The sequence below is a fragment of the Parasphingorhabdus sp. genome (assembly GCF_039982415.1).
Taxonomy (GTDB): domain Bacteria; phylum Pseudomonadota; class Alphaproteobacteria; order Sphingomonadales; family Sphingomonadaceae; genus Parasphingorhabdus.
Window position 1 is genome coordinate 73,531 of the sequence record NZ_JBDWYL010000002.1, and the last position, 23,762, is coordinate 97,292.

The 23,762-nt window shown below is 50.8% G+C and carries 13 protein-coding genes; 7 read left to right on the forward strand and 6 right to left on the reverse strand.

The genetic code is table 11. The features are described 5' to 3' along the window. Nucleotides 1-5 precede the first annotated feature (5 nt). Nucleotides 6-2,162 carry an EAL domain-containing protein gene (locus tag ABJU74_RS03075; RefSeq protein WP_348382656.1) on the reverse strand — a complete coding sequence of 719 codons (2,157 nt, stop codon included), beginning with the start codon at nt 2,160-2,162 and terminating at the stop codon, nt 6-8. 103 nt (nt 2,163-2,265) lie between these two features. Beyond that, nucleotides 2,266-5,985: a bifunctional proline dehydrogenase/L-glutamate gamma-semialdehyde dehydrogenase PutA gene (gene putA, locus ABJU74_RS03080; RefSeq protein ID WP_348382657.1), complete on the reverse strand. Its 3,720-nt coding sequence runs from the start codon at nt 5,983-5,985 to the stop codon at nt 2,266-2,268. Nucleotides 5,986-6,090: 105 nt separating this feature from the next. Here putA and ABJU74_RS03085 point away from each other — a divergent pair, with 105 nt between their 5' ends. From ABJU74_RS03085 to ABJU74_RS03115, 7 genes are all read left to right on the forward strand, one after another. After that, a complete protein-coding gene (locus tag ABJU74_RS03085) occupies nt 6,091-6,573 on the forward strand; it encodes an Lrp/AsnC ligand binding domain-containing protein (RefSeq protein WP_348382658.1) in 483 nt (160 codons plus the stop codon). A gap of 158 nt (nt 6,574-6,731) precedes the next feature. Next, nucleotides 6,732-7,316 carry a hypothetical protein gene (locus tag ABJU74_RS03090; protein WP_348382659.1) on the forward strand — a complete coding sequence of 195 codons (585 nt, stop codon included), beginning with the start codon at nt 6,732-6,734 and terminating at the stop codon, nt 7,314-7,316. 73 nt (nt 7,317-7,389) lie between these two features. Next, nucleotides 7,390-8,331: a thymidylate synthase gene (locus ABJU74_RS03095; protein ID WP_348382660.1), complete on the forward strand. Its 942-nt coding sequence runs from the start codon at nt 7,390-7,392 to the stop codon at nt 8,329-8,331. Nucleotides 8,332-8,519: 188 nt separating this feature from the next. Beyond that, entirely contained in the window at nt 8,520-11,807 is a 3,288-nt protein-coding gene (locus ABJU74_RS03100; protein ID WP_348382661.1) for an autotransporter domain-containing protein, read from the forward strand. A 156-nt stretch (nt 11,808-11,963) separates the two neighbouring features. Next, entirely contained in the window at nt 11,964-13,238 is a 1,275-nt protein-coding gene (locus tag ABJU74_RS03105; protein ID WP_348382662.1) for a 3-methyl-2-oxobutanoate dehydrogenase (2-methylpropanoyl-transferring) subunit alpha, read from the forward strand. After that, nucleotides 13,235-14,248 (forward strand): alpha-ketoacid dehydrogenase subunit beta, encoded by a 1,014-nt coding sequence (locus ABJU74_RS03110; RefSeq protein ID WP_348382828.1) that lies wholly within the window; start codon nt 13,235-13,237, stop codon nt 14,246-14,248. Before ABJU74_RS03105 ends, ABJU74_RS03110 begins: the two co-directional genes overlap by 4 nt. Then, the gene (locus tag ABJU74_RS03115; RefSeq protein ID WP_348382663.1) at nt 14,245-15,546 is read left to right on the forward strand and encodes a dihydrolipoamide acetyltransferase family protein; all 1,302 of its coding nucleotides are present in this window, start codon (nt 14,245-14,247) and stop codon (nt 15,544-15,546) included. Before ABJU74_RS03110 ends, ABJU74_RS03115 begins: the two co-directional genes overlap by 4 nt. 146 nt (nt 15,547-15,692) lie before the next feature. On the opposite strand, the gene ABJU74_RS03120 is transcribed toward ABJU74_RS03115, so the two are convergent. From ABJU74_RS03120 to ABJU74_RS03135, 4 genes are all read right to left on the reverse strand, one after another. Then, entirely contained in the window at nt 15,693-20,735 is a 5,043-nt protein-coding gene (locus tag ABJU74_RS03120) for a hypothetical protein (RefSeq protein WP_348382664.1), read from the reverse strand. 116 nt (nt 20,736-20,851) lie between these two features. Beyond that, nucleotides 20,852-21,952 carry a hypothetical protein gene (locus ABJU74_RS03125; protein ID WP_348382665.1) on the reverse strand — a complete coding sequence of 367 codons (1,101 nt, stop codon included), beginning with the start codon at nt 21,950-21,952 and terminating at the stop codon, nt 20,852-20,854. A gap of 67 nt (nt 21,953-22,019) precedes the next feature. Next, on the reverse strand, nt 22,020-22,496 hold the full coding sequence (locus ABJU74_RS03130; protein WP_348382666.1) for a hypothetical protein: 477 nt from the start codon (nt 22,494-22,496) through the stop codon (nt 22,020-22,022). Between the two features lie 10 nt (nt 22,497-22,506). Beyond that, complete coding sequence (locus ABJU74_RS03135) at nt 22,507-23,517, reverse strand: hypothetical protein (protein ID WP_348382667.1); 1,011 nt, start codon at nt 23,515-23,517, stop codon at nt 22,507-22,509. Between the last annotated feature and the right edge of the window lie 245 nt (nt 23,518-23,762).

Below are 23,762 nucleotides of genomic sequence, written 5' to 3' on the forward strand. Positions count from 1 at the left end.
TTTGCTTATCCTTTCACCGAATCAGAAACCGCATCTGGCCGAGATTGGAATAATTTGGGCAAGTCCTCTGCTCGTTGAGGCCGCGCGATTTTAAAGCCTTGAATCTCATCACAACCTGATATTTGGAGCAACTCCAATTGCGCGTCATTCTCAACGCCTTCTGCAATAACCCGCATGTCGAGAGCATGCGCCAAATGCGAGATGGTGCCGATTATAGCTCGATCAGCCGAAGAATGTTCGATCCTGGAAATAAACGTTCGATCAATTTTTAAGCAATTGGCTGGCAGATCCCGGAGATATTGCAAAGAGGAATAGCCTGTGCCGAAATCATCAATGGAAATGCCGACGCCAGCATTGCGCAAACGGTTGAGCGTCTGGCTAACATGATCATTGTTATTGAGTAATAATTCTTCCGTGATCTCGACAACAATTTTGGAAGGCGCAATGTTATTTTTCTCAATATTCTCGAGAATATCTTCGCAAACATTTTGGTTTTGGAACTGGCGAGGTGAAACATTAATCGCAACCCGAGGCAAATGAACGCCTTCGTCGGCAGAGCGCCGGATCTGGCTGCACACTTCGGCGATAATCCATTTGCCCAATGTATCCATTATGCCGGTATCGTCGGCCACGCGAATAAATTGCACAGGGAGTAAGCGGCCCCGCGTTGGATGATCCCAACGCACCAACGCTTCCAATCCAACATATTCCAAAGATTGGGCATCGACTATCGGCTGATATTCAAGAGCAAATTGATTTTGCGCTAGCGCATCTCGGAGTTCGATTTCCAGTGCGGCATCGGCTTGGGCAATTTCGTTCATGCCCTCGGAGAAGAACCGATGACAATTCCGACCATTGGCTTTGGCATCATACATAGCCAGATCCGCAAGACGCAGCAATTCTTCATATTCATTGCCGTCATTTGGAATCAGGCTAACGCCGATACTGGCGCCAATAACTTGTTCAATACCGCTAATGGAATAGGGTTGATTGATCGCCTTTAATATCTTGGTGCAACGGCTGTTAATTGCATCGGCATCATCAACTTTGCCGAGAATGATCGCAAACTCATCGCCGCCAATGCGTGCAGCAAAATCATCCGGTCCAATTATATCGAGCAAGCGTTCGGCCACTTCGCGCAACAGCGTGTCGCCGCTATGATGACCCCTGGTGTCGTTAATCACCTTAAACCGATCGAGATCCAGCAACAGCAAGGCTGCCTGTTGACCAGTTTGGGTGCAGGCTTCGATCGCTTTGCGCACTTTCTCCGCCAATAACGCGCGATTGGGTAGGCCGGTGAGCATGTCGTGCAATGCCAGATGGGTCCGATGTTCTTCGGCAAATTTACGCGCTGTAATGTCTACTGCCGTTGTCAAAACACCAATGGTTTCCCCATTATGATTGAGCAAAGGTGATTTGTTGCAGTGGAAAATAAGCTCCACGCCATCACTGGTGAATTTTTCTTCATAGTGCGGAATGGGTTGTTCTGATTTCAATACAATCGCATTTCGCCGCTCGGAATTGGTGGCAAGATCGGGTCCCAGTAATTCGCTGAAATCACGCCCCACCATTTGATCGGGTGTCTGATCGAAAAGTGCCGATTGATAAGCATTGGTGAACAGGCATCGTCCGGAACGATCGGTCGCGTTGATCATGATCGGGATGGTATCAATAATCTGTTCCAACATGCTTTTGCTTGCAGGCACATCCCGATCGACAACTTCAGAAAGGGCAGCATGTTTGCGCTCAATTTCTGATGCTCTTTTTCTCAGATTGACACTTTTCTGGCTCTTGGTGAGCAGAGACATAGCGCGTTTGCAAAATTCGACGTGCGAAACGGGGCTTTGCAAAAAGTCGGTTGCGCCCGCATCCAGGGCAGACAGGCGGCATTCACGATCTTGATGAGCCGTAATCACAATCGCCGGCACATCGCTGCAATTCGACATTTTGCGCACATTTTTGATGAAATCCGCGCCGTTCATTTGCGGCATGCGATAGTCGACAACCAGCAACTCCGCGCCATTATTGCGCAGCCATTCCAGCGCTTCGACGGGATCAGCAAAGGTCACCGAGGAGTATTTCTCCCCCATGATCGTCACAAACTGGGCGTAAATCCTGAGATTCGTTGGCCTGTCATCAACAATGAGAACGCGCGTTGTCATAGGGTCGGAATACGGCGCGATACTCAAAATAAGGTTAACGCCGGATTGTTATTCTAACTCTTTCAATTTTTGTTTCGAAATTATCGCTAAAACGGAGCAATTCTCAGGTGTTGAGCAAGCCAATATCACCGCCTGCAGCCGCGATATTATGGGTGATTGTTTTTTCATGAACAAACCGGTCATGCAGATCATCCGGAGTCAATATGGGAATAATGGGACCGGCTCGATGAGCGATCGCTCGGCCGACATGCGACACGTCCGGGTCATCTGGTGCCATAATGACCGCTGCAATTTCGGGTCTACCCAAATATTCCAATAGATTATCGCTTGCACTAATTTGGGTTTGCTGAACCAAATGCGGGACGCCTGTGGCGTGATTAATATGGTCACTCCACGCTTTCAATTCATCCGCTGCTGGTGCCCGGTGAGCCTGCAGAAAACTGTTGCCGGTAACAATGGCCCGCCAACCCGCTTGCTTGATTGCCTTTTCATCGCGCAACAGTGAAATAATAAGGCCGCGTCCGGCCAAGGAATATTGGTTGGTTTCACCGGTAGGAGAGGGGAGCGATCCGATATTTTGAAGTAAAGCCTGCCACAGTTGAAGCTCTTGTTCCAAAAGCATGGAACAGGAATCTTCTAAAGCCTGTGCCGTTGTCATTAAATTTTGATCGGAAACGGTCATTTTTTGCCATAGCGATGCGGCTTTTGCACCGGCTTTGAAGCAATCAATAACCCGATCAGCTGTCGGCTTATAATGGTGATCAAAATTCTGGCCTGCCGGGCCCGTGAAGTTCTGCTGTTGCGAGCAAGGCGAAGACAGGCGCAGCAGGTAAAGAGGACCACCTGCTTTCGGCCCGGTTCCCGACAAGCCTTGTCCTCCAAAGGGCTGGACACCGACTACCGCACCAATTTGATTGCGGTTAATATAGATATTGCCGACATCAGCATGACCGGCAATCGCGTCACAGGCGCTGTCAATTCGACTGTGGACACCTAGCGTTAATCCGAAACCGCTTTGATTAATCTGATCGACCAGGTTCATTTTTTGATCAGCGGAAAATCGAACAATATGAAGGATCGGACCAAAAATTTCTTGATCCAGGTCTTCAAAATTATCGAGCAAAAAGGCGGTTGGTCTAACAAAATAGCCATAGTCAGAAACGGGCGGAGGGGCTGTACCAATAAGCGTCGCCATTTTTTTCATTTTGGCAATATGCGCTGAGATTTTTTGATGAGCCGCAGCGTCGATAACCGGTCCAATATCATGCTCTAAAACTTTTGGATTGCCGACTTTCAAGGCGGTCATAGCGCCGCTGAGGAGGGTTAGAAAATCATCAGCAATATCCTCTTGCAAACAGAGCAATCGCAGGGCGGAGCATCTTTGTCCTGCGCTTTGAAAGGCAGACGATATGACATCATCAACAGTTTGTTCGGGCAGGGCTGTTGAATCCACAATCATCGCATTAATCCCGCCTGTTTCAGCAATAAGCGGGGTCATCGGCCGATCCAGTTGTGCAAGACGAGAAGCTATTTTTTTGGCTGTAAGCGTCGATCCCGTAAAACAAATGGCTGCAGTTTTGGGGTGAGCGACCAAGGCTTCTCCGACATTCGGTCCATCACCCGGAACAAAGTTTACCGCAGCACCGTCAATCCCGGCATCGTGTAACAATCGAATTGCTTCTGCAGCGATAAGCGGCGTTTGATCCGCCGGTTTCGCAACCACGGTATTTCCTGCTGCCAGTGCAGCGGTTATCTGTCCGAGAAAGATGGCGAGTGGAAAATTCCAGGGCGATATACAAATGACCACCCCCAAGGCTTTGCGGTGCGCCATTTTTTCGGATCTGATCTGCGCGGCATAATAGCGGCAGAAATCGACCGCTTCCCTTACTTCATCGACCGCGTCCAACCAGGTTTTTCCCGCTTCTTGAACTGCTAAATAATGAAATATACTGGCGCGTTCTTCCAGCAAGTCAGCCGCTTTTTCGAGTACCGATGCGCGGTGACCAATGGGTTGCGCAGACCAGCTCGCAAAAGCTGTGCTGGCTGTGTCGACGGCGCGATGGGCCGTTTCGATGTCGGATAAACTGACCTGGCCAACAGCTTCTTTGAATGTAGCGGGATTGATTACGACTTCTTCAGGGCTTGAAACGGCTTTGCCGGCGATAATTGGATTTGCGCGATAGGCGGTTTTTGCTGCTTCTTTCATACCTGATTCAAACCGCGACCGATGAACCTGATTGGATAAATCCCACCCCTTTGCAGTTAAACGGTCCTGCATTAGATAGTCATTAGGGCGGGGAATATTCTGATTTTCTATGGTTTCAAATTTCGCCAGTTCTTCGACCGGATTTTGGATCAGCATGGGAATGGCGATCTTGGGATCTGCGAGCTTATTGACAAAGGAACTATTGGCACCGTTTTCGAGCAGTCTTCTGATCAAATAGGACAAGAGATCTTTCTGTGTGCCCACGGGCGCATAAATACGGCTTTTGCCATTCTCATTATCCAAAATTTGATCATGTAGCTGTTGCCCCATGCCAAACAGCCTTTGAAATTCTATAGCGCCTTGGTCGCAAGACAATTCCTGTACCGCTGCCACTGTCAGCGCATTATGCGTTGCAAATTGCGGTCGAAAATGGTCGGCGCGATGAAGCAGTTTTTGGGCACAAACAAGATAGCTGAGATCGGTCATTTCCTTGCGTGTAAATACCGGATAATCTTCCAGTCCCATTTCTTGGGCTCGTTTTACTTCACTGTCCCAATAAGCACCTTTAACCAGTCGAATGAACAGAGGTGCTTCAAGAGTGCGGGATTGTTCTACAAGCCAATCCAACAGGGGCAGCGCACGTCTTTGATAAGCCTGCACGACAAAGCCCAATCCCAACCATCCTTTTAGCTCTGGAGCGGTCACTAGTTTTGACAAAACATCCATGGAAATATCGAGGCGTTCAGCCTCCTCAGCATCAATTGTAATCTGGACATTGGCCTTTCGCGCCTTGATCGCGAGCGGCAGCAACAAAGAGGCGATAGACGGGGCGACCTGTTCGGCTTGCCCATATTCATAGCGTGGGTGGAGAGCCGATAACTTGATTGAGATGCCGTGATTGTCGCCAGGTTTTTGTGATGAAGCCTGACTGGCCACAGCGTTTAAGGCTTCATCATAGGCAGCATAATATTTTTGCGCATCGGCTTGGGTTCGCGCCGCTTCGCCGAGCATATCAAAGGAGAACAAATAACCCTTTTTCGCATAGTTTTGGGTTCGCTTGATCGCGCCTTCCAAGGTTTCGGCAAAAACAAATTGGGATGATAAGGCCTTGATCGCCATGCGCGTAGCAAAGCGCAAAAATCCGTTGCCGGGTCGAACAATTATGGATTTCCAACCGGTATGCGGTTTGCCAGTCCAGACCAGCCATTTTTCTACGATATGTAAAAGACGAGCAGACAGACTCATCACCCATTTGTGACCGGCACCGCTATGGCCGAGCCAATTGCGATGAGATAATTTGTCCTGAATAAGCGCATTGGCGGTTATTGGATCGGTCGTTCTCGACAACGCCTCTGCCAAGCGCATCAGTTGAACACCTTCGTCAGTTGATACTCCATATTCGGTTAGGAATTGATCGATAAGGGGTTGATCAGTTTCTGCTCTCAATCGTTCAATTGATTTTTTGCTGGCAGCAAAAATCCGTTCCCATCCGGATTCATCCAAGTTCAATTGAGCCCGCATCTGTCGATATAAAATATCTTCCTTCGTCCATGTCGTATCTGCAATTTTTTGGCGCAAAAGCGAATCTATCGAAGGACTGGAAATATGTTGGTTCATAAGACCAACTTAATGATAGGATATAGCATTGAAATAATGCTGTTGAAGTTTTAGTAGGAAAAAATACTGAGTTAGTATAAAAATATAAATCAAATGGACTGATGCATGACTGATGATAGGATACTTGATAAGTTTGATTGGCGCATATTGGATGCCGTGCAACAGGATGGACGCCTGTCGCTCGCAGCGCTTTCCGATCAGGTCGGGCTTTCAAAAACGCCCTGCCAAATCCGCCTGAAACGTCTCGAAGAAGATGGTTATATTACCGGCTATCATGCGCGTCTCAACATGCGCAAAGTGCGGAAAAACTATGTGGTGTTCATTCAGGTAAAATTGGAGGCCACGAGCCGGCGGCATCTTGAGCAGTTTAACAAGGCGGTGCGCAAAATCGATGTCATTCAATCCTGCCATATGATGGCCGGTGGGTTTGATTATCTGCTGAAAGTGCGCTGCCGCAATATGGAAGAATATCGGATGATCTTAACGGACGATATTAATGATCTACCCGGAGTTTATCAGACCGCGACATTTCCGGTTATGGAAGAAGTTAAGCGCGCTGTTGGTGTCGATTTCAGCAATCAGCTGTAAGATAAAATAGAGGCGGTTATTCGGTGTGTCTGATTCCCTATTTTGGATAGAACCAAAATGGATCGGATCGTCATTGCTCCCAGCCCGACAATGAAACAATAACAATGATGTTATTTATTCGGGGACAAACAAACCTGTCGGTTTAGGAGAGGGTGACCATGGAATTCACATATGCAGAAATTCTCGACATCTTGTCGCTGAAACACGGTATCAAGCAAGATAAAAAAGTAGCTTTTCGTGGCCGATTGCAACATTTTCAGCGCTTGGGCTTTCCTGCGGGCGCGAACACCGGGAAAGGCAAGGGCGCAACCTATTCCTGGCGTGAACTCTTCTTGATTGGCCTAGCTTTGGAATGTCTTGAAATTGGATCGACACCCGATCGCAGTGTCAACGAAATCGTCAAGTTTGAAGAGGTTTTTCTCGCTGCCGTGGCCAGCGTTGCAACAGGCAGTGCCGAGGAAGATGGCAACGATTTTAAGTGCTTTTTGATCGTTGAACTGTCCAATTTAATGTCCCTTAAAGAAGAAGAGAATTGGAGCCAGATCGTAAAATTATTGTCGCATCAGGAGATGATGGAAATATTGTCGACAGAGGGCGTCGATGCACATCGTTCACCCTATGCATTGATAGATTTGCGACAATTTCTAGCGGCCTTATTGGATGGTGTTTTTCAAGGCCTTGATGGATCGCAAAAACAGATTGTCAATGACTTGAAAAATTGGGCCGCTGTCCAGACCCCCTAACGTCCGACAAAATATATTTTGCGCGGTTGAGCATCGCGAAAGACCCGTATAGCGTCGACAGACAAAACACGGAGTGAGTCTTGTGAATTCCAGTCAACATTATGAACAGCAATATCTTGATTTGATGCGGCACATTTGGACGAACGGCGACGAACGGACAGATCGGACCGGCGTCGGAACAAAGGCTGTTTTCGGTGCGACAATGCGGTTTGATCTAGCGGATGACGCCATTCCTTTGTTGACCACCAAAAGGGTATTTTGGAAAACCGCAACGAGAGAAATGCTTTGGTTCTTGACCGGCGACACAAATATTCAATCATTGGTGAAGCAAAAAGTCCATATCTGGACGGACTGGCCGTTGGACAAATATCGCAAAGAGACTGGAGACAATATTGATCGCGAGACGTTTGAGGATCGGATTATAGAGGATGACGCTTTTGCCCAGCAATGGGGCGATTTAGGTCCCGTCTATGGCAAGCAATGGGTCGATTGGCCGCGCTTTACGCCAGCTGGCGAGGGGCTGTATCGGCGCGAAGAAAAAGGCATCAACCAGATTGCCTTGCTGATTGATGGACTGAAAAACAATCCAGGGTCTCGGCGGCATATCTTCACCGGATGGAATGTTGCTGAGTTGGACCAAATGGCGCTGCCTCCGTGTCATAAGACCTACCAATTTTATGTGGCAGGTGGAAAGCTGTCGGTGATCTTATACCAGCGCAGTTGTGATCTGGGATTGGGTTTTGCATTTAATGTTTTTTCGGCTGCATTGCTTTTGCGCATGGTGGCGCAGCAATGTCAGTTGGAGCCCGGGGAATTGGTTTGGAACGGCGGTGATGTGCATCTATACTTGAATCATGCAGCACTGGTTGACGAACAATTATCTCGTCGTCCAGACGGGGCGCCTAAACTCAAAATTGCCGGTAATCCGGATTCAATTTTTTCCTATTGCATCGAAGACTTCGAAGTCACAGACTACGCGCCGCAAGCGCATATTTCTGCGCCTGTAGCTGTTTAAACTTGCGTCAAATGACGACAAGAAATTGCGGAATCTCGTCACGGTTGATCAAGCAGCTGTAATTTAATTGCCTGCCAAGGATGTAAGTTTACAATAATATATGATATTTACGGTGTTTCAACGAGTCGTGAGGACCCTCAAAAAACAGTAGTATTGCTTAGTTCAACCAGTCACTAGGGAGAGCTACAATGTCATCTTTTATATTCGCACGTTCTTTATTTGTTACTGCATCTTCAATTGCTTGCGTCGCCGCACTGGCGGTGCCGGCGCATGCGCAATCTACATCCCCTGCTGCGGATGAAGCAGCGCACTCCCGTCCGGTAGCGGTGGAAAATGAAGCGCATATCGTAATCCGCGATGATTTAACCTTGGATGATCCGCCGCCAACCGGTGTTTTTGACAATAGCGTTGATGTAACCGGCGTTGGTCAAATGACCGTACGCGGTGATCAAAACAGCTTTGGGCTCGGCTTGTGTACCGGGACTTTGATCAATCCTAGGACCGTTTTATTCGCCGCGCACTGTGTCAACAGTCGTGACGCGGATGACTATGGTTTTGCATCCGGTGGAACCGCAATTGCTTTCGGCTTTAGCGCCGATAATCTCCCGGCCGTTCGCCGTTGGGTTGGCCTTGATGATGGTGTTGCCAACGAAACCGATGTGGATTTTAACATCTATAATGTGGAGCAGGTCTGGTATGATGAGCGATCCGTGCCGCTTGGCTTCCTAGAAGCCGATGTTGCGCTTGCCACGCTGGATACACATGCCGATGGTGTGCCCACTTGGACTGTTTTGTTTTCGCCGCTGAGGGAGGAAACTCATGGTGTCATCAATGGCTATGGTGCGCGCGGCTTGGGGCCAGATGGCGCCAATTTGGGCATAGATTTTCGCCGACGGATTGCGGAGAATATGATATCATCGGCAAGCTCGCTTGATGATCGAAACAATTTCCTGTTCGGCCCGGGTGATCCGGCTTTGCCGCAAACTCTATACAATACAGATTTTGACAGCCCTGATGGCGAAGCAGTTTTCGATTCCGAAAATGGGCGATTTGATTTTGATCTTTATGACGGCGCAGCCCTGCCTCGGGAAGGCACGACTGCGGGCGGTGATTCCGGCAGTGCGCTGGTCGCTGATGAACTTTATGACAAGCCGGTTATTACATCGGTTCTATCCGGCGGTTCGCGCTTCTTTGGTGCGGAAGATGATCCTGATCCAGCCAATACATTCCAGCCGTTTTCTTCCTATGGCACGCAGAGTTTTTATCAGCCGCTTTATCTCTTCTGGGATCAAATTGTCGCCAATAATGCGTATGTCTACGCATCTAGCCGTGCAGGGACACGCAATTGGCTGAACCCGCGCCATTGGGTCCAAGATATCGATCCCAATTATGCAATTGATGTGGACGGAGAATTGGTCAATGCCTTACCCGGATTTGAAGCGCCGGGCGTCACGGGCGATACGCCAAAATTTGGCAATGTCTGCTTCCTCGATGATTGCCAGGATCTGTCGACGCTGAGCGTCGAACTGGATGAGGGGGCGCCAAATAGTGTGTTTATCGAAGGCGGGCCCGGCAGTCGCAATTTTGTTCCCAACAATGTGGTAGCAGATCCGTCTGCTGGTATCAGGGCGCGCTATTATGAAGTGACGCTTGCCGCGCGTGGTGCAACCCGGTTGCGTGATGATGTCACTATCGATCGACTGAGTATTGAAGGGGCTGCACGTTTGGATATTCGCCGGCGTGGCAATCTCAAAGTTTGGGGTGACTATACTCAAACCGGTGGTTGGCTTGATTTGCGCGGAACATTGACCACCGGGGAAGCCTTTTTGGGTGTCGGTTTGCTGACCGGTGACGGATTGTTTGATCCCACCTTTCTCACATCAGTCAATGGCTCCATCGCACCCGGGCGGAACTTTGGTGATACCGGGACCTTAACGGTTGCAGGTGATGTGATTTTAGCATCTGGCACATTGTCCATTTTCGATGTTGGACGCAGGGGCGGAGATAAGCTGGCGGTTATCGGCGACAGCGATAATCCCGGCATTATCTCGCTCGGCGGAACAGCTGCTGTCATCAACAAATTTGGACGTGCAAGCGCTCGGTTTGGGCAAACTTTCGAAATTGTGACGGCTGAAGGCGGTGTGGAAAACAGTTTTGACAATGTCGTTGGCAGAATAGGGGTTCTCTATCCAGAACTGATCTACGGACCCAATAATGTCACGGCTAGGATGCGCGCAATACGCTTTTCTGATTTCTTCAATCGAAATGGCGTAACCAATGCGTTCTCTTTAGCCTTTGGCAATGCGCTGGATGATTTGCGTGATCGATCCTTTACGGATCTGGCCAATGTTTTTGGATTGATTGACGTTATGGAAGTGGGGCAACTGAGTGCGACCTTCCAAAGCCTGTCGGCTTCTCAAGCCGGTCGAACGACAACATTGGATCAGCAACAAGCCTCAACATTGCGTAATCTTGTTTCCGATCGCCTTTCGCTTATGGGTTTTAATCGAGAAGCGGCTGGTAGAATCAAAATTGTTGGTGCGCCAGGTGTTTTGAATAATCGTCAGTTGACCAATAGCTCCGCCGCGTTGCTAAGTTTCGCGGGGAACTATAAATCTTCCAGTTGGTCTGCTGTGCAGCTGCCGGAGAATATGAGCGGCTTTATGTCTGCCGGTTATAATCAATCAGCTTTGGCCTTTGGTCGGAGCAGCTCGGAAGATCGACAAGGCAGTTGGCATATTGCGATGGGGTTAGAGCTGGATCTTGATGATCGGAGCAGCTTCGGTACCGCAGTCGGCTACGCTAATGGCGCGCAGGAAGTCAGTGGCAGCTTGGCGAATGTGGCAACCAATCAAGCATCGGTTTATGGCAATTACAGATTGGACGACAATTTTTATATCGGCGGACAGGCATCGATGACCCATTCCCGGATAGATTCGGATCATCGCATTAGCGGTGCGACGGCCTTGACCAATTTGAACACCAGCTCCTTGACATTTGCGAGCGAAATTGAAGCTGGCTACAATATTTATGCTGATGGTTTGGTGCTGACTCCGCGAGCGAGTATCGGATATGCGTCTTACAGCGTTGACGGTTTTCGCGACGCAACGGGCGATCTCGGCCTTGCGGTCGATGGAATTGGTCGCGCCGGTTTCGAAGCTAAGGTCGGATTTAAAATTTCCGGCCAGGCGAAGATGCGCTACGCATCCAGTTGGACGTTCCAACCAGAAATGAAAATCGACTTTGTAAACCGGATATCCGGCAATGATACCAGTTTCCGATTGCGTTTCTTGGAGGCTGAAAACCTTCCGTTTGCGCTTCCTATTGGCTTGCAGGATGCCTCTTATGGTGAGCTAAAAGGCGGGTTTAGTTTCGCTAATGGGCCGTTGAACATTGGCGCAGCGGTTGAAAGCCGGATTGGTCAGCAAATCTATCGCGACAACCGTGCGGTTTTAAATATGGCTGTGCGATTCTGATTAGTCCAAAAATTTGAAAAAAAAGGGAGTGGATGTCCGCTCCCTTTTTTATTGCCCTTAGGACAGGGATGTTGACCTTTTATATTCTATGAAATAATATAACAATCAATTGAAATAATTGTTGCGCTGCAGCACAAGCGCAAGAGGAGATTTTGGATGGCTGATAAACAGAGCAAACCCAATTTACCGCCATTGTCTCTTCACGTCCCGGAGCCGAAATATCGTCCAGGCGATGCGGTTGATTATAGCGATGTTGATATTCCCAAAGCTGGTGATCAATCTCGTCCGGATGTAAATAGTGATCCGGGCGCGATGCGTGATCTGGTATATGATATGGTTCGGGTGCTTGATGACGACTATCAGGCCGTCGGACCATGGGATCCGAAATTGTCCGACGAAACGCTGCTCGAGATGTTGAAAACCATGGCGCAGGTGCGGGCCTTTGATGATCGACTGCACCGGATGCAACGGCAAGGCAAAACGAGTTTTTACATGAAATGTACCGGGGAAGAAGCGACGTCCGTGGCAGCGGCTATGGCCTTGCACAGGGATGATATGTGTTTTCCGAGCTATCGTCAGCAAGGCATATTATTTGTTCGCGGTTATCCGATGGTTGATATGATCAATCAGATTTTTTCAAACCGAGAAGATAAATTGAAAGGCCGTCAATTACCGATCATGTATTGCTCTCGAGAACTTGGATTTTTCTCTATCTCCGGTAACTTGGCAACACAATATCCCCAAGCCGTCGGGTGGGCGATGGCGAGCGCGGCAAAAGGTGACACACGGATTGCTGCCACTTGGTGCGGAGAGGGGTCAACGGCGGAAGGGGATTTCCACAGCGCAATGACCTTCGCCACGGTTTACAATGCACCGATCGTCATGAACGTGGTCAATAATCAGTGGGCCATATCTTCTTTCTCTGGTTTTGCTGGCGGCGAGCGCACCACCTTTGCAGCACGGGCGGCCGGCTATGGAATTGCAGGACTGCGCGTGGACGGCAATGATCCGCTGGCAGTCTACGCTGCGACGCAATGGGCTGCTGAACGAGCGAGAACCAATAATGGTCCGACCTTGATTGAACATTTTACCTATCGCGCGGAAGCCCACAGCACTTCGGATGACCCGGGAGCTTATCGCAGCGCGCAAGAGCGCGAAGAATGGCCATTGGGTGATCCGATCACCCGATTGCAACGACATTTAATCGCACGCGGTGCCTGGAGCGAAGAGCAACATGCAGTGCTCGATGAACAATGTGTCGAAGCGGTTAAGCTAGCGACCAAAGAAGCCGAGAAAAATGGAATATTGGGACATGGCTTACATCAGCCATTTGAAACCATGTTTCAAGATGTGTTCGAGGAAATGCCTTGGCACCTGGAAGAGCAAAGCAAACAAGCCAATAAAGAACGGGAAATCAAATGGCCGTCATGAATATGATAGAAGCCATTAACAGTGGCCTGGATACCATGATGACACGCGATGATGATGTCGTCGTCATGGGCGAAGATGTAGGCTATTTTGGCGGTGTCTTCCGGGCTACGGCGAGTCTTCAGGAAAAACACGGCAAGACGCGTTGTTTCGATACGCCGATCAGCGAATGCGGGATTATCGGCGTCGCTGTCGGCATGGCGGCTTATGGGATGCGGCCGGTGCCAGAAATCCAATTTGCCGACTATATCTATCCCGGGCTTGATCAATTGGTATCGGAGGCAGCACGTTTGCGCTATCGGTCGGCCGCTGAATTCACAAGTGCCATCACTGTACGTTCTCCTTTCGGCGGAGGAATATTTGGCGGGCAGACCCATAGCCAATCACCGGAAAGCATGTTCACCCATGTCTGCGGATTGAAAACGATTATTCCATCGACGCCTTATGATGCCAAGGGACTTCTGATTTCGGCGATTGAAGATAATGACCCGGTTATGTTTTTTGAACCGAAGCGAATATATAATGGGCCTTTTACCGGCTATTATGACAAACCTGTGGAGCCGTGGTCAAAATTTGAAGCGTCTGAGGTCCCTGAGGATTATTATAAGATACCCATTGGCAAAGCGAATATTGTCCGGGCCGGCGAAGCTGTGACGATATTGGCCTATGGCACGATGGTCCATGTTGCAAATGCCGTTGTGGAAGAACATAGGGTTGATGCAGAAGTGATTGATTTGCGGACCTTGGTGCCGCTGGACATCGAAACGATCGAGGCTTCGGTGAAAAAAACTGGGCGCTGCTTGATCATTCACGAAGCCACGCGCACCAGTGGCTTCGGAGCAGAATTGTCTGCCTTGGTTCAAGAGCGCTGCTTCTATCACTTAGAAGCGCCGATTGAACGCGTTACTGGATTTGATACGCCTTACCCGCATTCGCTGGAATGGGCTTATTTCCCAGGACCGGTCCGGATAGGCGAGGCTTTGGATAAGATAGTCGGAGAGCTGACATCATGAGCATTTATACTTTTAATCTGCCCGACATTGGTGAAGGTATTGCCGAGGCGGAGATTGTTGCCTGGCATGTGAAAGTCGGGGACCAGGTTGCCGAAGACGACCAGATTGCGGACATGATGACGGACAAAGCAACGGTTGAAATGGAAGCACCGGTGTCCGGAAAAATTGTGGCTGTGGCTGGAGAAGAAGGGGATGTTATTGCCATTGGCGCGATGCTTGTTCAGATCGAGTCTGAAGTTGACGAAAGCGCCGCGGAAGGAGATAATGGGCAGAGCGATGCGGTAGCCGAAAGTGACGCTTTGAAGTCGTCTCAAGGCATTGAAAATAAAGTGAAAACTGCTCCCGAGGCTCCATCTTCACCACCAGCAGTTGGCGAGAACAAAGCGGCCGTGAAAGCACCGCAAACTGACGTCATGGCGGCGGAAAATGCTCCCTTGGCAAAGGTGCTGGCCACCCCGGCCGTGCGCAAACGCGCGGCAGATCTGGGTGTCGATCTTAGCCTCGTCAAAGCCCAGGGAGAGCATATTCGCCACAGCGATCTTGACGCCTATCTCAGCTATGGAAGCGGCCAGGGCTATCGGCCCGCAGGCGCGTCCCAGAAGCGCGATGATGAGACGATCAAGGTCATCGGCATGCGCCGCAAGATCGCGCAAAATATGGCAGAGTCAAAACGCCATATTCCTCATTTTTCTTATGTCGATGAAATTGATATGACCGCGCTGGAAGAGATGCGCGCAGACCTTAATGCCAATCGCGGCGATCGGCCAAAGCTTACTATGTTGCCCTTGATGATCGTGGCGATCTGCAAATCATTGCCGCAATTTCCCATGCTCAATGCCACTTATGACGATGAGGCGGGTCTGGTGACCCGTCATGGCGCAGTGCACTTAGGGATGGCCACACAGACCGATCAGGGCCTTATGGTACCGGTTATAAGGGATGCTCAGGACAAGAATATCTGGCAATTGGCGGCTGATATAGGCCGCTTATCGGCGGCCGCGCGCGGTGGCAGCGCCAAATCGGATGAATTGTCGGGATCGACGCTGACTTTAACGTCTCTAGGGCCGTTAGGCGGCATTGCCACAACACCGGTTATCCAGCGTCCGCAAGTGGCCATTATCGGTCCGAATAAGATAGTAGAGCGCCCCATGATCATTGACGGCGAGATTCAGGCGCGCAAGCTCATGAATCTGTCGATCTCGTGTGATCACAGGGTCGTGGACGGCTATGATGCCGCCAGTTATGTGCAGGCGCTCAAGCATTTGCTGGAAACACCCATATTATTATTCGCTGACTAAGCCGCTAGGGCTTTGACCATTGCGCCGCCGGTCCAATAAAGTCGGTTCCCCCCAAAGGTTCCGGCCTTTTTGAAACTTGGTGCTGATCGTGTCAGCATGAGCATTCGCCTGGCCTCAAAGACCGCGAATGGGTGATCAGTTGCGCCCTAGAACCCCAAATTCCCGAGCGTTTGCTGATCAAATTTCAATCGGAAGGTGATGAAAGGCCCATCTCTGGTATAGCGGCTTTCTTCAAAGTCGCGATCTTCAAAACCCACCACATTATAGCCGAGCGAGATATAGCCGTTTTTAAACGGTGTGATCCCAATACTCGGTCCCCCGCTATAGGCAATCGTATCGAAATCCGTACCTATGCGCGCGGTCGCCTGTCCGCCGATATCAATCGTGTCAGAAAGATCGAACTTGACATCCGCTCCGATCACGTTGCTCCAGCCTTTGACATCATCCTCACCAAATTTGTCGAAAACATAGCGGCTTCCCCAAAAGAAGCTATATTCTCCCGCCTCGGTGAAAATTCCGTCATCCGCATCAATTGGCGTATAATTGACACTTAAACTATTGATAATTCTACGAGAAGTAACGTTTCCGTTCACAAGAAGCGGCGCACCGCCAATTGGTCCGGAGGTGCCCGCAACCGCGTTGCGCACTTTGTCCTCCCGAAATTCGAGTTTTTCGAGCCAAGACCACTGGCTATCGGCCGGGCGATGGGCCCAGCTGGCTTCTGCCTCGATAACTTGCGTGCTTGTACCGGTTTCATCTTTTGCGTGGAAGATGCTGCCCAGCGCGCCGAGAGAGCTGCCTTCACCGATTTGTTTCAAAACGGCAGAGGTGAAGCCGTAGCGCTCACTCAAATCTCCATCGCGATATTCGGCGCGGGATACCCAGCTCCATTCATCATCACGATAGGTTGCACCGGCGGTGACCGCGACGAAATCTTCCGTCAAGGATCCATCACTGCCGAGGAAACCGCCAGAAGCGACAGGCTGCTGATCATTAATCACGTCGCTGCGGTCAAAACCCCCCAAGGTTTCGTTGCCGTCGAGTGAGAAATCAATCGTCCACTTGTCGTCGAGCGGAATGCTTTGTGTCAGTCCATAAGCCGCAAATGTGCGGGGACCGAATTCGGTAATTTCCTGTTGATTGGCGCTGACCACCGCACGCGCCCCATCCCATGGAGCGACATCGACCCCGATACGGGCAGTCCGGGCATCAATATTTTCCCCGTCGGCAATTTCATAGGTGCCGACCAGTTTAATATCATTGGTGATTGCATAACGCGCGGTTACGCTGTGGCGCGCAGGAAAGTCGATGCTTTCATCTTGTCCGCCCAAGGCGAATTCCGTCTGTGCATCCAATTCCAACTTGCCATCAAATAGCCTTTGTGTCGCTCCTAGGCGTGCGAGGGTTGATCGGTTGACGCTGCCGTCTGACAAACGATCTTCCGCATGAACCACACCAGCACGTAGCGCGGTGTCGTTGCTACGATATTCAATTTCTGCCGTACCAGAGCGCCGTCTTGCGTTTGTGGTCAAGAAATTCTCTTGATAGCCACTGGCCGCCAAGGATAGTTTGTCACTCAACCGCACCCGCGTATCAATGCCGAACTTGCGCGTACCGCTTTCGGCTGCATTAAGCTGACCCAATCCGAAACCCGCTGATTGCTGGCGAACATAAGCCAATACATCAAAGTTAGATCCGTGATGCTCCGCTTCCACTAGCCACGCGACGGCGCTGTCTGAACCGCGCGGTTCACCATTTAATATGTCGGCTGTTTTGTCTTCGCTATCGCTTGACGCCACTTCAGCACGAAATTCTGTCTTTAAATTGGGTCGATACCGGACATCGACGCCAACCAAATCGCTTTTGACGCTTTCATTCTCATCATGAATGGCCGTGGCACCGATTTTGAACTTCTTATTTTTGGATTCATAAGTCAAACGGCCACCAGCGTTGAGATCACGACCGCCCACACCCAAAACTTCATATTCAGCAATGATAAATTGCGGATCGAGACCGCTGCTGCGGCTTAAAATAGGCTCACGGAACCGCAATGTGCCGGCCAGATAGTCGATATCATAGTCGATATGTCTGATCAGTTCCTTGCGTTCAACAATCCGGTCCGAGCGCAACCGATCCCGCGTCTCCAGCGTGATCCGCTCGCTGTTGGCGATAATATCGCGCGTTGCGAGGGCATAAGGTCCAGATAAACCATTGCCTTGAATTTCTTCGCGGCGGAAGCGGTTCGCAGCATCGGCACCAAAGGCCAGAGCACTAACCTGATCGCTGCGATATTCGGCTTTAACGCCATTAAACGCACGTTGGTACCGAGCGAGCTCGGGCTCGTTTATGCCGGTCTCAAAGTCGCCAAATAGCGCGTAAAATTGCGGCCGTTCCAGTTTGAGATAGAGACGGCGTACAGACGCTGCGTCATAGCGTTGCTCAGAACGATCTGCATATACGGTATAATAGCGACGAGGATCGATAATACCCGCAAAGCGCGTCTCATCTTCTTCCTTGTCGGTATCGTAAGACAGGGTCATGAGCCATTTGCCAGTGACGCGGCCTTTGGCATAAAGCGCAACACGGCCATCCAGATTGATATTGTCATCATCGGCGGTCAAATCTTCCAGACGTTCGTCCAGCGTGTTGAAGCCAACGGTACCGGCAGCGAAACCGACCACGGTCCAAGGCCGATTGCCTGGATCAAGCCAGGTTTCAACCCGTTGTTCGCGGGCAACTTCGCCATCGCGGAATGGAAATGTAATGCTGACCGAGCCAGAAGCCGTTGTCGGCGCCAATTCAATATAGGCAATGCCTTCGTCGCCTTCGACACGCCATACCGGTGCGCCGCGCTCCAAGCCGGACAATTGATTGGCTTGTTGGGCGTCCACTTCAATAGCCGGCATATAGGGTGCAGGGACGCTAAAATCGCCGGTGGTGCCGTGATGCGCTGGTTTGCCATCACGATCGGTCAAGCGAACAGCCAAGACAGGACGGGTGACACCGTCGGCAACCAATATGGATTTGTCTTTGAGCAATTCTGCATTAAGCGGGCTAGCCGAATAATGGACTTCGCGGGTCAATTCTTCGACCAAAGCGCCTTTTGCGTCCAAAACACGCGCTGTCAGAACGTTTTTCCGGTTTTTAATATCCAGTCCGCGCCAGATGCTGATCTGCACCGAGCCGGTTGCGCTCTTTTCTTTGCCTTCAAAGGACAGAGGATTGACTTTTTCGCCATTGAGCAAAAGCTCCACCCGTTGCCCTTTACGGTGTTTTACCGCGGCCCGTAGAGATTTAACCCGCGGATTATAGTCGGTACCCGGGAATACCCAGCCAATGCCCGGTGCTTGACCTGCAAGCCAGTTGCGATTGGCACCAGCGGCTTCAGGATCGGACAAAATTTCAGGTTTTTGGTAGGTTTTTGGTGCAGCAACTTCTCGTGGAGCGACCTTTTTGGCCCGGAAATCTGCGCGTTTCAGCGCACCACCGCGGCCTTCAACAAAGCGAGAGATATCGCTGCCCGCAGAACGCGTATTTTGCGCGCAATCAACCGGAGCTAGGTCTGCTGGGAAGGTTGATGGATCGACCTGCACCACGTGCAAACCGGGCCGAATGCCTTCAAAATGATAACGACCATCGTCATCGGTGACGGTATAGGTACCATCTTGCAACATCACTCGGATGCCGCCAATTCCGTTGGCTAGGCGCGGATCAACGGTGCATGCGCCGTCGGTAATCCGTCCAATAAGGGTGAAACGCTCCGAAATCCCGTCGCGTTCGATGCGCACTGGCACACTGGTGACAAGGCTTTCGGCTCCACGATCATCGCGGGCTTGTGCGGTGTTAATCGCGTCGCCGGGTTGGGCATCCTGGCGGATTTCCGCCAAATAAGTCAATAAACCGCTTCCGCCAGCAGGCAAGGAAGGGACGTTGACCGAGAAATTTTGGCCGTTAGGCGTGACATTGGGGGTAATCAAGGCGCCGTTATAGCGGACCGTGTCGGCACGCAGGCGCATCGCGTTCGGCAACTGATCTTCAATCGTAATCGCGCCGGTTGTCCGCAACGGATCACTATTCTGGACGGTGACCCGATATTGTATCGCATCACCGGGCACAGCAATGGCTGTTGAGGTCGCTTTGGTGATGGTGATCGGAACACCCGGTCGATCAAGCGGTACATCCACTCGCACCGGTGCGGGATCGTCCAAGACAATGATACCGCCAAAAGACCCGTCCACAATCGTAAAGGGCAGGCCATCGGTGCGCTGAAAACCGGCCAAGGACTCCGGCGTAGCCGTCGACGGCGCCGTATATGGCGCTGGCGGTTCTATCAGCAGGCGATAACGCCCGGGACGGGCAAAGGGGAAGCGATAAAAACCTTCGGTGAAATTATACACGTTTCCGCCGCTATCCGTTACGGTTCCGCCGGAAATGACTGTGCTGGGGAACACAGAAACCCCGTCATCGCCGAATACATCCGCGGGCAAGCCCGTGTCAGCGTCGATCAACGTTACTCTTGTCCCATCAACAGCTGTGCCATCACCGCTGTCAAAGGTTACACCAAAGGGATCAATCAGGATCCCGATTTCAACTGAACCGATTGTAGCGCCGGATAAATCATCAATACCGGCACTGAGCTGGTCGCCAGGCTGCACAGACAGGACACAATCGCCTGAAACTGGCGCCGGCGGTACCGCTGCGGTATTGATCATTCCAACGAAACGACCACTATTGACATCGGTCTCGACGATATTGATCGTTTCACTGTCACCGGAAGGCGTAGTGATAACAATATCGAAATTATCGATAGTGGCGGTGCTCAAATTCTTGTTTGGGGCAAGAACCGAGAGAATAACAGGCTCACCCGCGCGAATATTGTCCGTTTGGGATATAGACGCGGGGCTAGTGTTGGTTCCGGCAAAAACACCTACGAGCTCAACGGGGACATTGCCACCGGAGCCTCTGCAGATCGTGCCGGGAAGAGAAAGTTGTTCCGCGCCGGGCGGATCATCAAAATGAAAAAGCGTGATTTCCGGTTGTATTTCTGGGGGAGCAACAACTTGAATGTCCACGCGGTTAGAAGGGCTTTGCAACCGTTGGCTGCCAACATCCCATTCAGCTTCCGCTACATTGCTTATAAGAGGGAAGCCTTGAGCATATGCGGGTACCATAGAGGCAGGCGCGATCATCGCTCCTGCAGCAACTGCCAGACTGACTGGCTTAAAAAGATTGGTTAACCACCGCATCAAAAAAAGGGGAGGTGGCGGCTTACCGGAGGCCCGGTAAACCGCCACTTTCCTCAATTTTAGTCGACCGTTGCCCGGAAGAGCAGAGTCTCGGTGACACCGGCAGCAACATCGCCAAGATCACCAGTGATCACGCCGCCTGCTTCGGCCAGCGTACCGGCGTCTGCGTTGGTACCAGTACCATCACATGCCAGAGCTGATCGAACACCATTGGCAGCCGGTATAGTGGCTGGGCCTGATGCTGGCGCTGTGGCGTAGAAAGACAGATCGAGAGCCGAAATATCATCCGAAATGCTCACGCTTGTCGCCGTTGCACTGCCTGTAGCGTTGGTTACCGCAATACAATATTCGATAACAGCACCCGGAATGGATTTCGGGTTGGAGCTACCGTTTACGGGATCCCACAATACTGAACTTGACTTCACAACGCTGACATTAGCAGCGGAAATGACGAAGTTATCGGTGTCCGATGCAGAAGAATTGACAAATACGTTGTCAATATTGGCCGCGTTAACGGTGCCATCTTCGGTATTGGCGCCGGCATTGACCGTATAATCACCACCAAGCGAACCGCCGGTGTCGCCTTCTTTAATGGCTGCGGTCAAAGTGATACCTGCTGCGTCGCCTGTTGCGAGGCCAAGCGGGATATCGCCGACAACATATACGGTCTGGTTGGCATCTTCTGCCAATTCATCGATAAATGTCGCCGTATCTTCTGCTGGCTGATAGCCAGGAGTTGCGCCGGATTCCACGAAAATAAGCAGGCCGGTGACATCAAAGTCATCGGTACCGCTAAATGGTGTCGCTGCACCCGTGGTTTGTTGAGCCGCAGACAATTCAAAGTCGACAACGTCGTTTGAATCGTTGGTTACGGTATAGGTCAGGAACGCTGGGTTCGGAGCGCCGCCGGTTTGGCCTGGCGTTACCGACTGAGCGGCGCCATTTGCTTCCGAAACCGTCAAATCAAGCTTACGGTCAACCGTAAACGTGTCTGAATCGGTTTCAGCGGTCTGGTCTACACCGCCGACCTGATAATTTACGGTCACATTGTTGGTAATTGTATCGCCTGCGGTTGTACCTGCAGCAAATGCTGGGTTTGCACCCAACATTAATGCAGAAACACCACCCGCGGTGGCGAGTAGTTTCAGTTTACTGGTCATAACTGATCTCCTGTTTCACTTCAATTTGGATCGCCAAACCCCCGCGGCGATCCGATACGGTTTGCGGTCACTTTACAGTGCCGCGAAATACAAGTTTCCCTTCTGAACCCACTGAAAGAGAACGATTAAATTTCCACTTGATATGCGTCACGTCGCTCATCAGGGCAGGGCGGACCTCTCCATTTTCACGCGTGTAGGTGAGAGCCGAGAGCGACCCCCAATTTTTGCCTCCATCAATGGAGACAATTTCCGAGCCATCAGACGTTCCTTTGAACGCCACCGCTTTGGGGAGCGGGTTGGTGACCGAGAAATCCGTCGCCGGCGTCGAGCCGACATTCTTATATTTGAGGACAAAGACGAGATTATCGCCAGGAACCACCGTTTTCGGCGCCTCGAGCATCACTGCTGTCGTGCCGTCCGGTTTTTCCACTTTGCGTTCAACAAAAACGTCGCTGGTCAATGCCACATTATTGGCGGCCATGGCCATTCCAGGAATTGCCAGGGCTGCGAGCATAGCCAAACGCTTTAAGATATTGATTTTCATCAACTTTTCCTCAATCTATGGTTACTTGGAAGGTGATAGTCCGGGTTTGTCCGCCCGGTACATCGCCGAGACTGACGGCAATCGCGCTGCCATCAAAGGATCCAGCATCGGCATCCGCGTCACTATCTGTGACGCCGGCACCCTCAAGCGTGATGCTTTGGGCCGTATAAGTGGTGTCTGCTGGTATATCGTCGGTCACGTTTAAATTGGTCAAAGTCCCGGTACCGGTAATGGTCGCCACCAGTTGATAGGTGATGGTTGCACCGGGAACGGCCTGATTTCCGCCAAATTGATCAACAACTGTTGCGCTTTTCACCAAGGCAACTTGCGCCGCTTGAATAAGGAAAAAGCTGCTCGCTTCACCATCCGCACCGGTTGAACCGACCACAGCGTCACCGCCGCCATCGCCTTGGCCCGCAAAGCTAGTGCCCGGGGTACCGGTGCCGGTTACGGCCGCGGCAAGCAATTCTACTTCCGCGCGTTGTCCATCTGTTGCTGTTGCCGGAATGTCCGACAATATAAAGATGGTTGTGCTGGAATCCGGCGCCAATACCGGATCATTCGCGCCCGGGGTGTAAATTGTGTCCACACCGGGATCGAAAATGCCGTTATCGTCCGTATCCAGATAAATAACTGGGTTGCTGGTGTCGAAATCATCGCCACCTTTTGCAGTATCAGCGGTCAGCGCAAACGCTTCATTGCCGTTACCGGTATTGGTCACTTGATAAGTGGTCACTTGTTGCAAGGCGCCGCTATCGACAGCAATATCACCTGGATCGCTGGAGGCGACGGTGACATCGAGCAATTCGTCCACTTTAATCGTCACCGTATTGGAATCGATCGTAACGGTTCCGCCTGGACCATCATAGGTAGCTTGCGCAGTATTGAGTATGTCCGTTCCCGCAACCGTCCCTGCAGCATGTACCGTTGGGGCGGCAAATGTCATGGCAGAAAGGATGGCAGCAACCGTCATGGCTCCGCGAACCGCAAAAGACCGATGAGCCATAATTGGCCGGGTCAAATTTGATTTTCTTGCATAATTCATGGCTCTGATATGCAGGAAAAAGGCAAATATTTCGTAAAGATGGCGTCAAAAACATGTTCATGACGTCACCATCAAATTCCCCGGAAAACAGGGGTTTAAAGGTATTAATGAGGATGTTTTTTGGCTTTTGCTTAACGCTCTGTTAACTGTAACCAATTGTAACTTGCGTACAATGTTGTAAAATATCGCTTGGTTGCAAAAAATCGATTAGAGAAAAAAAT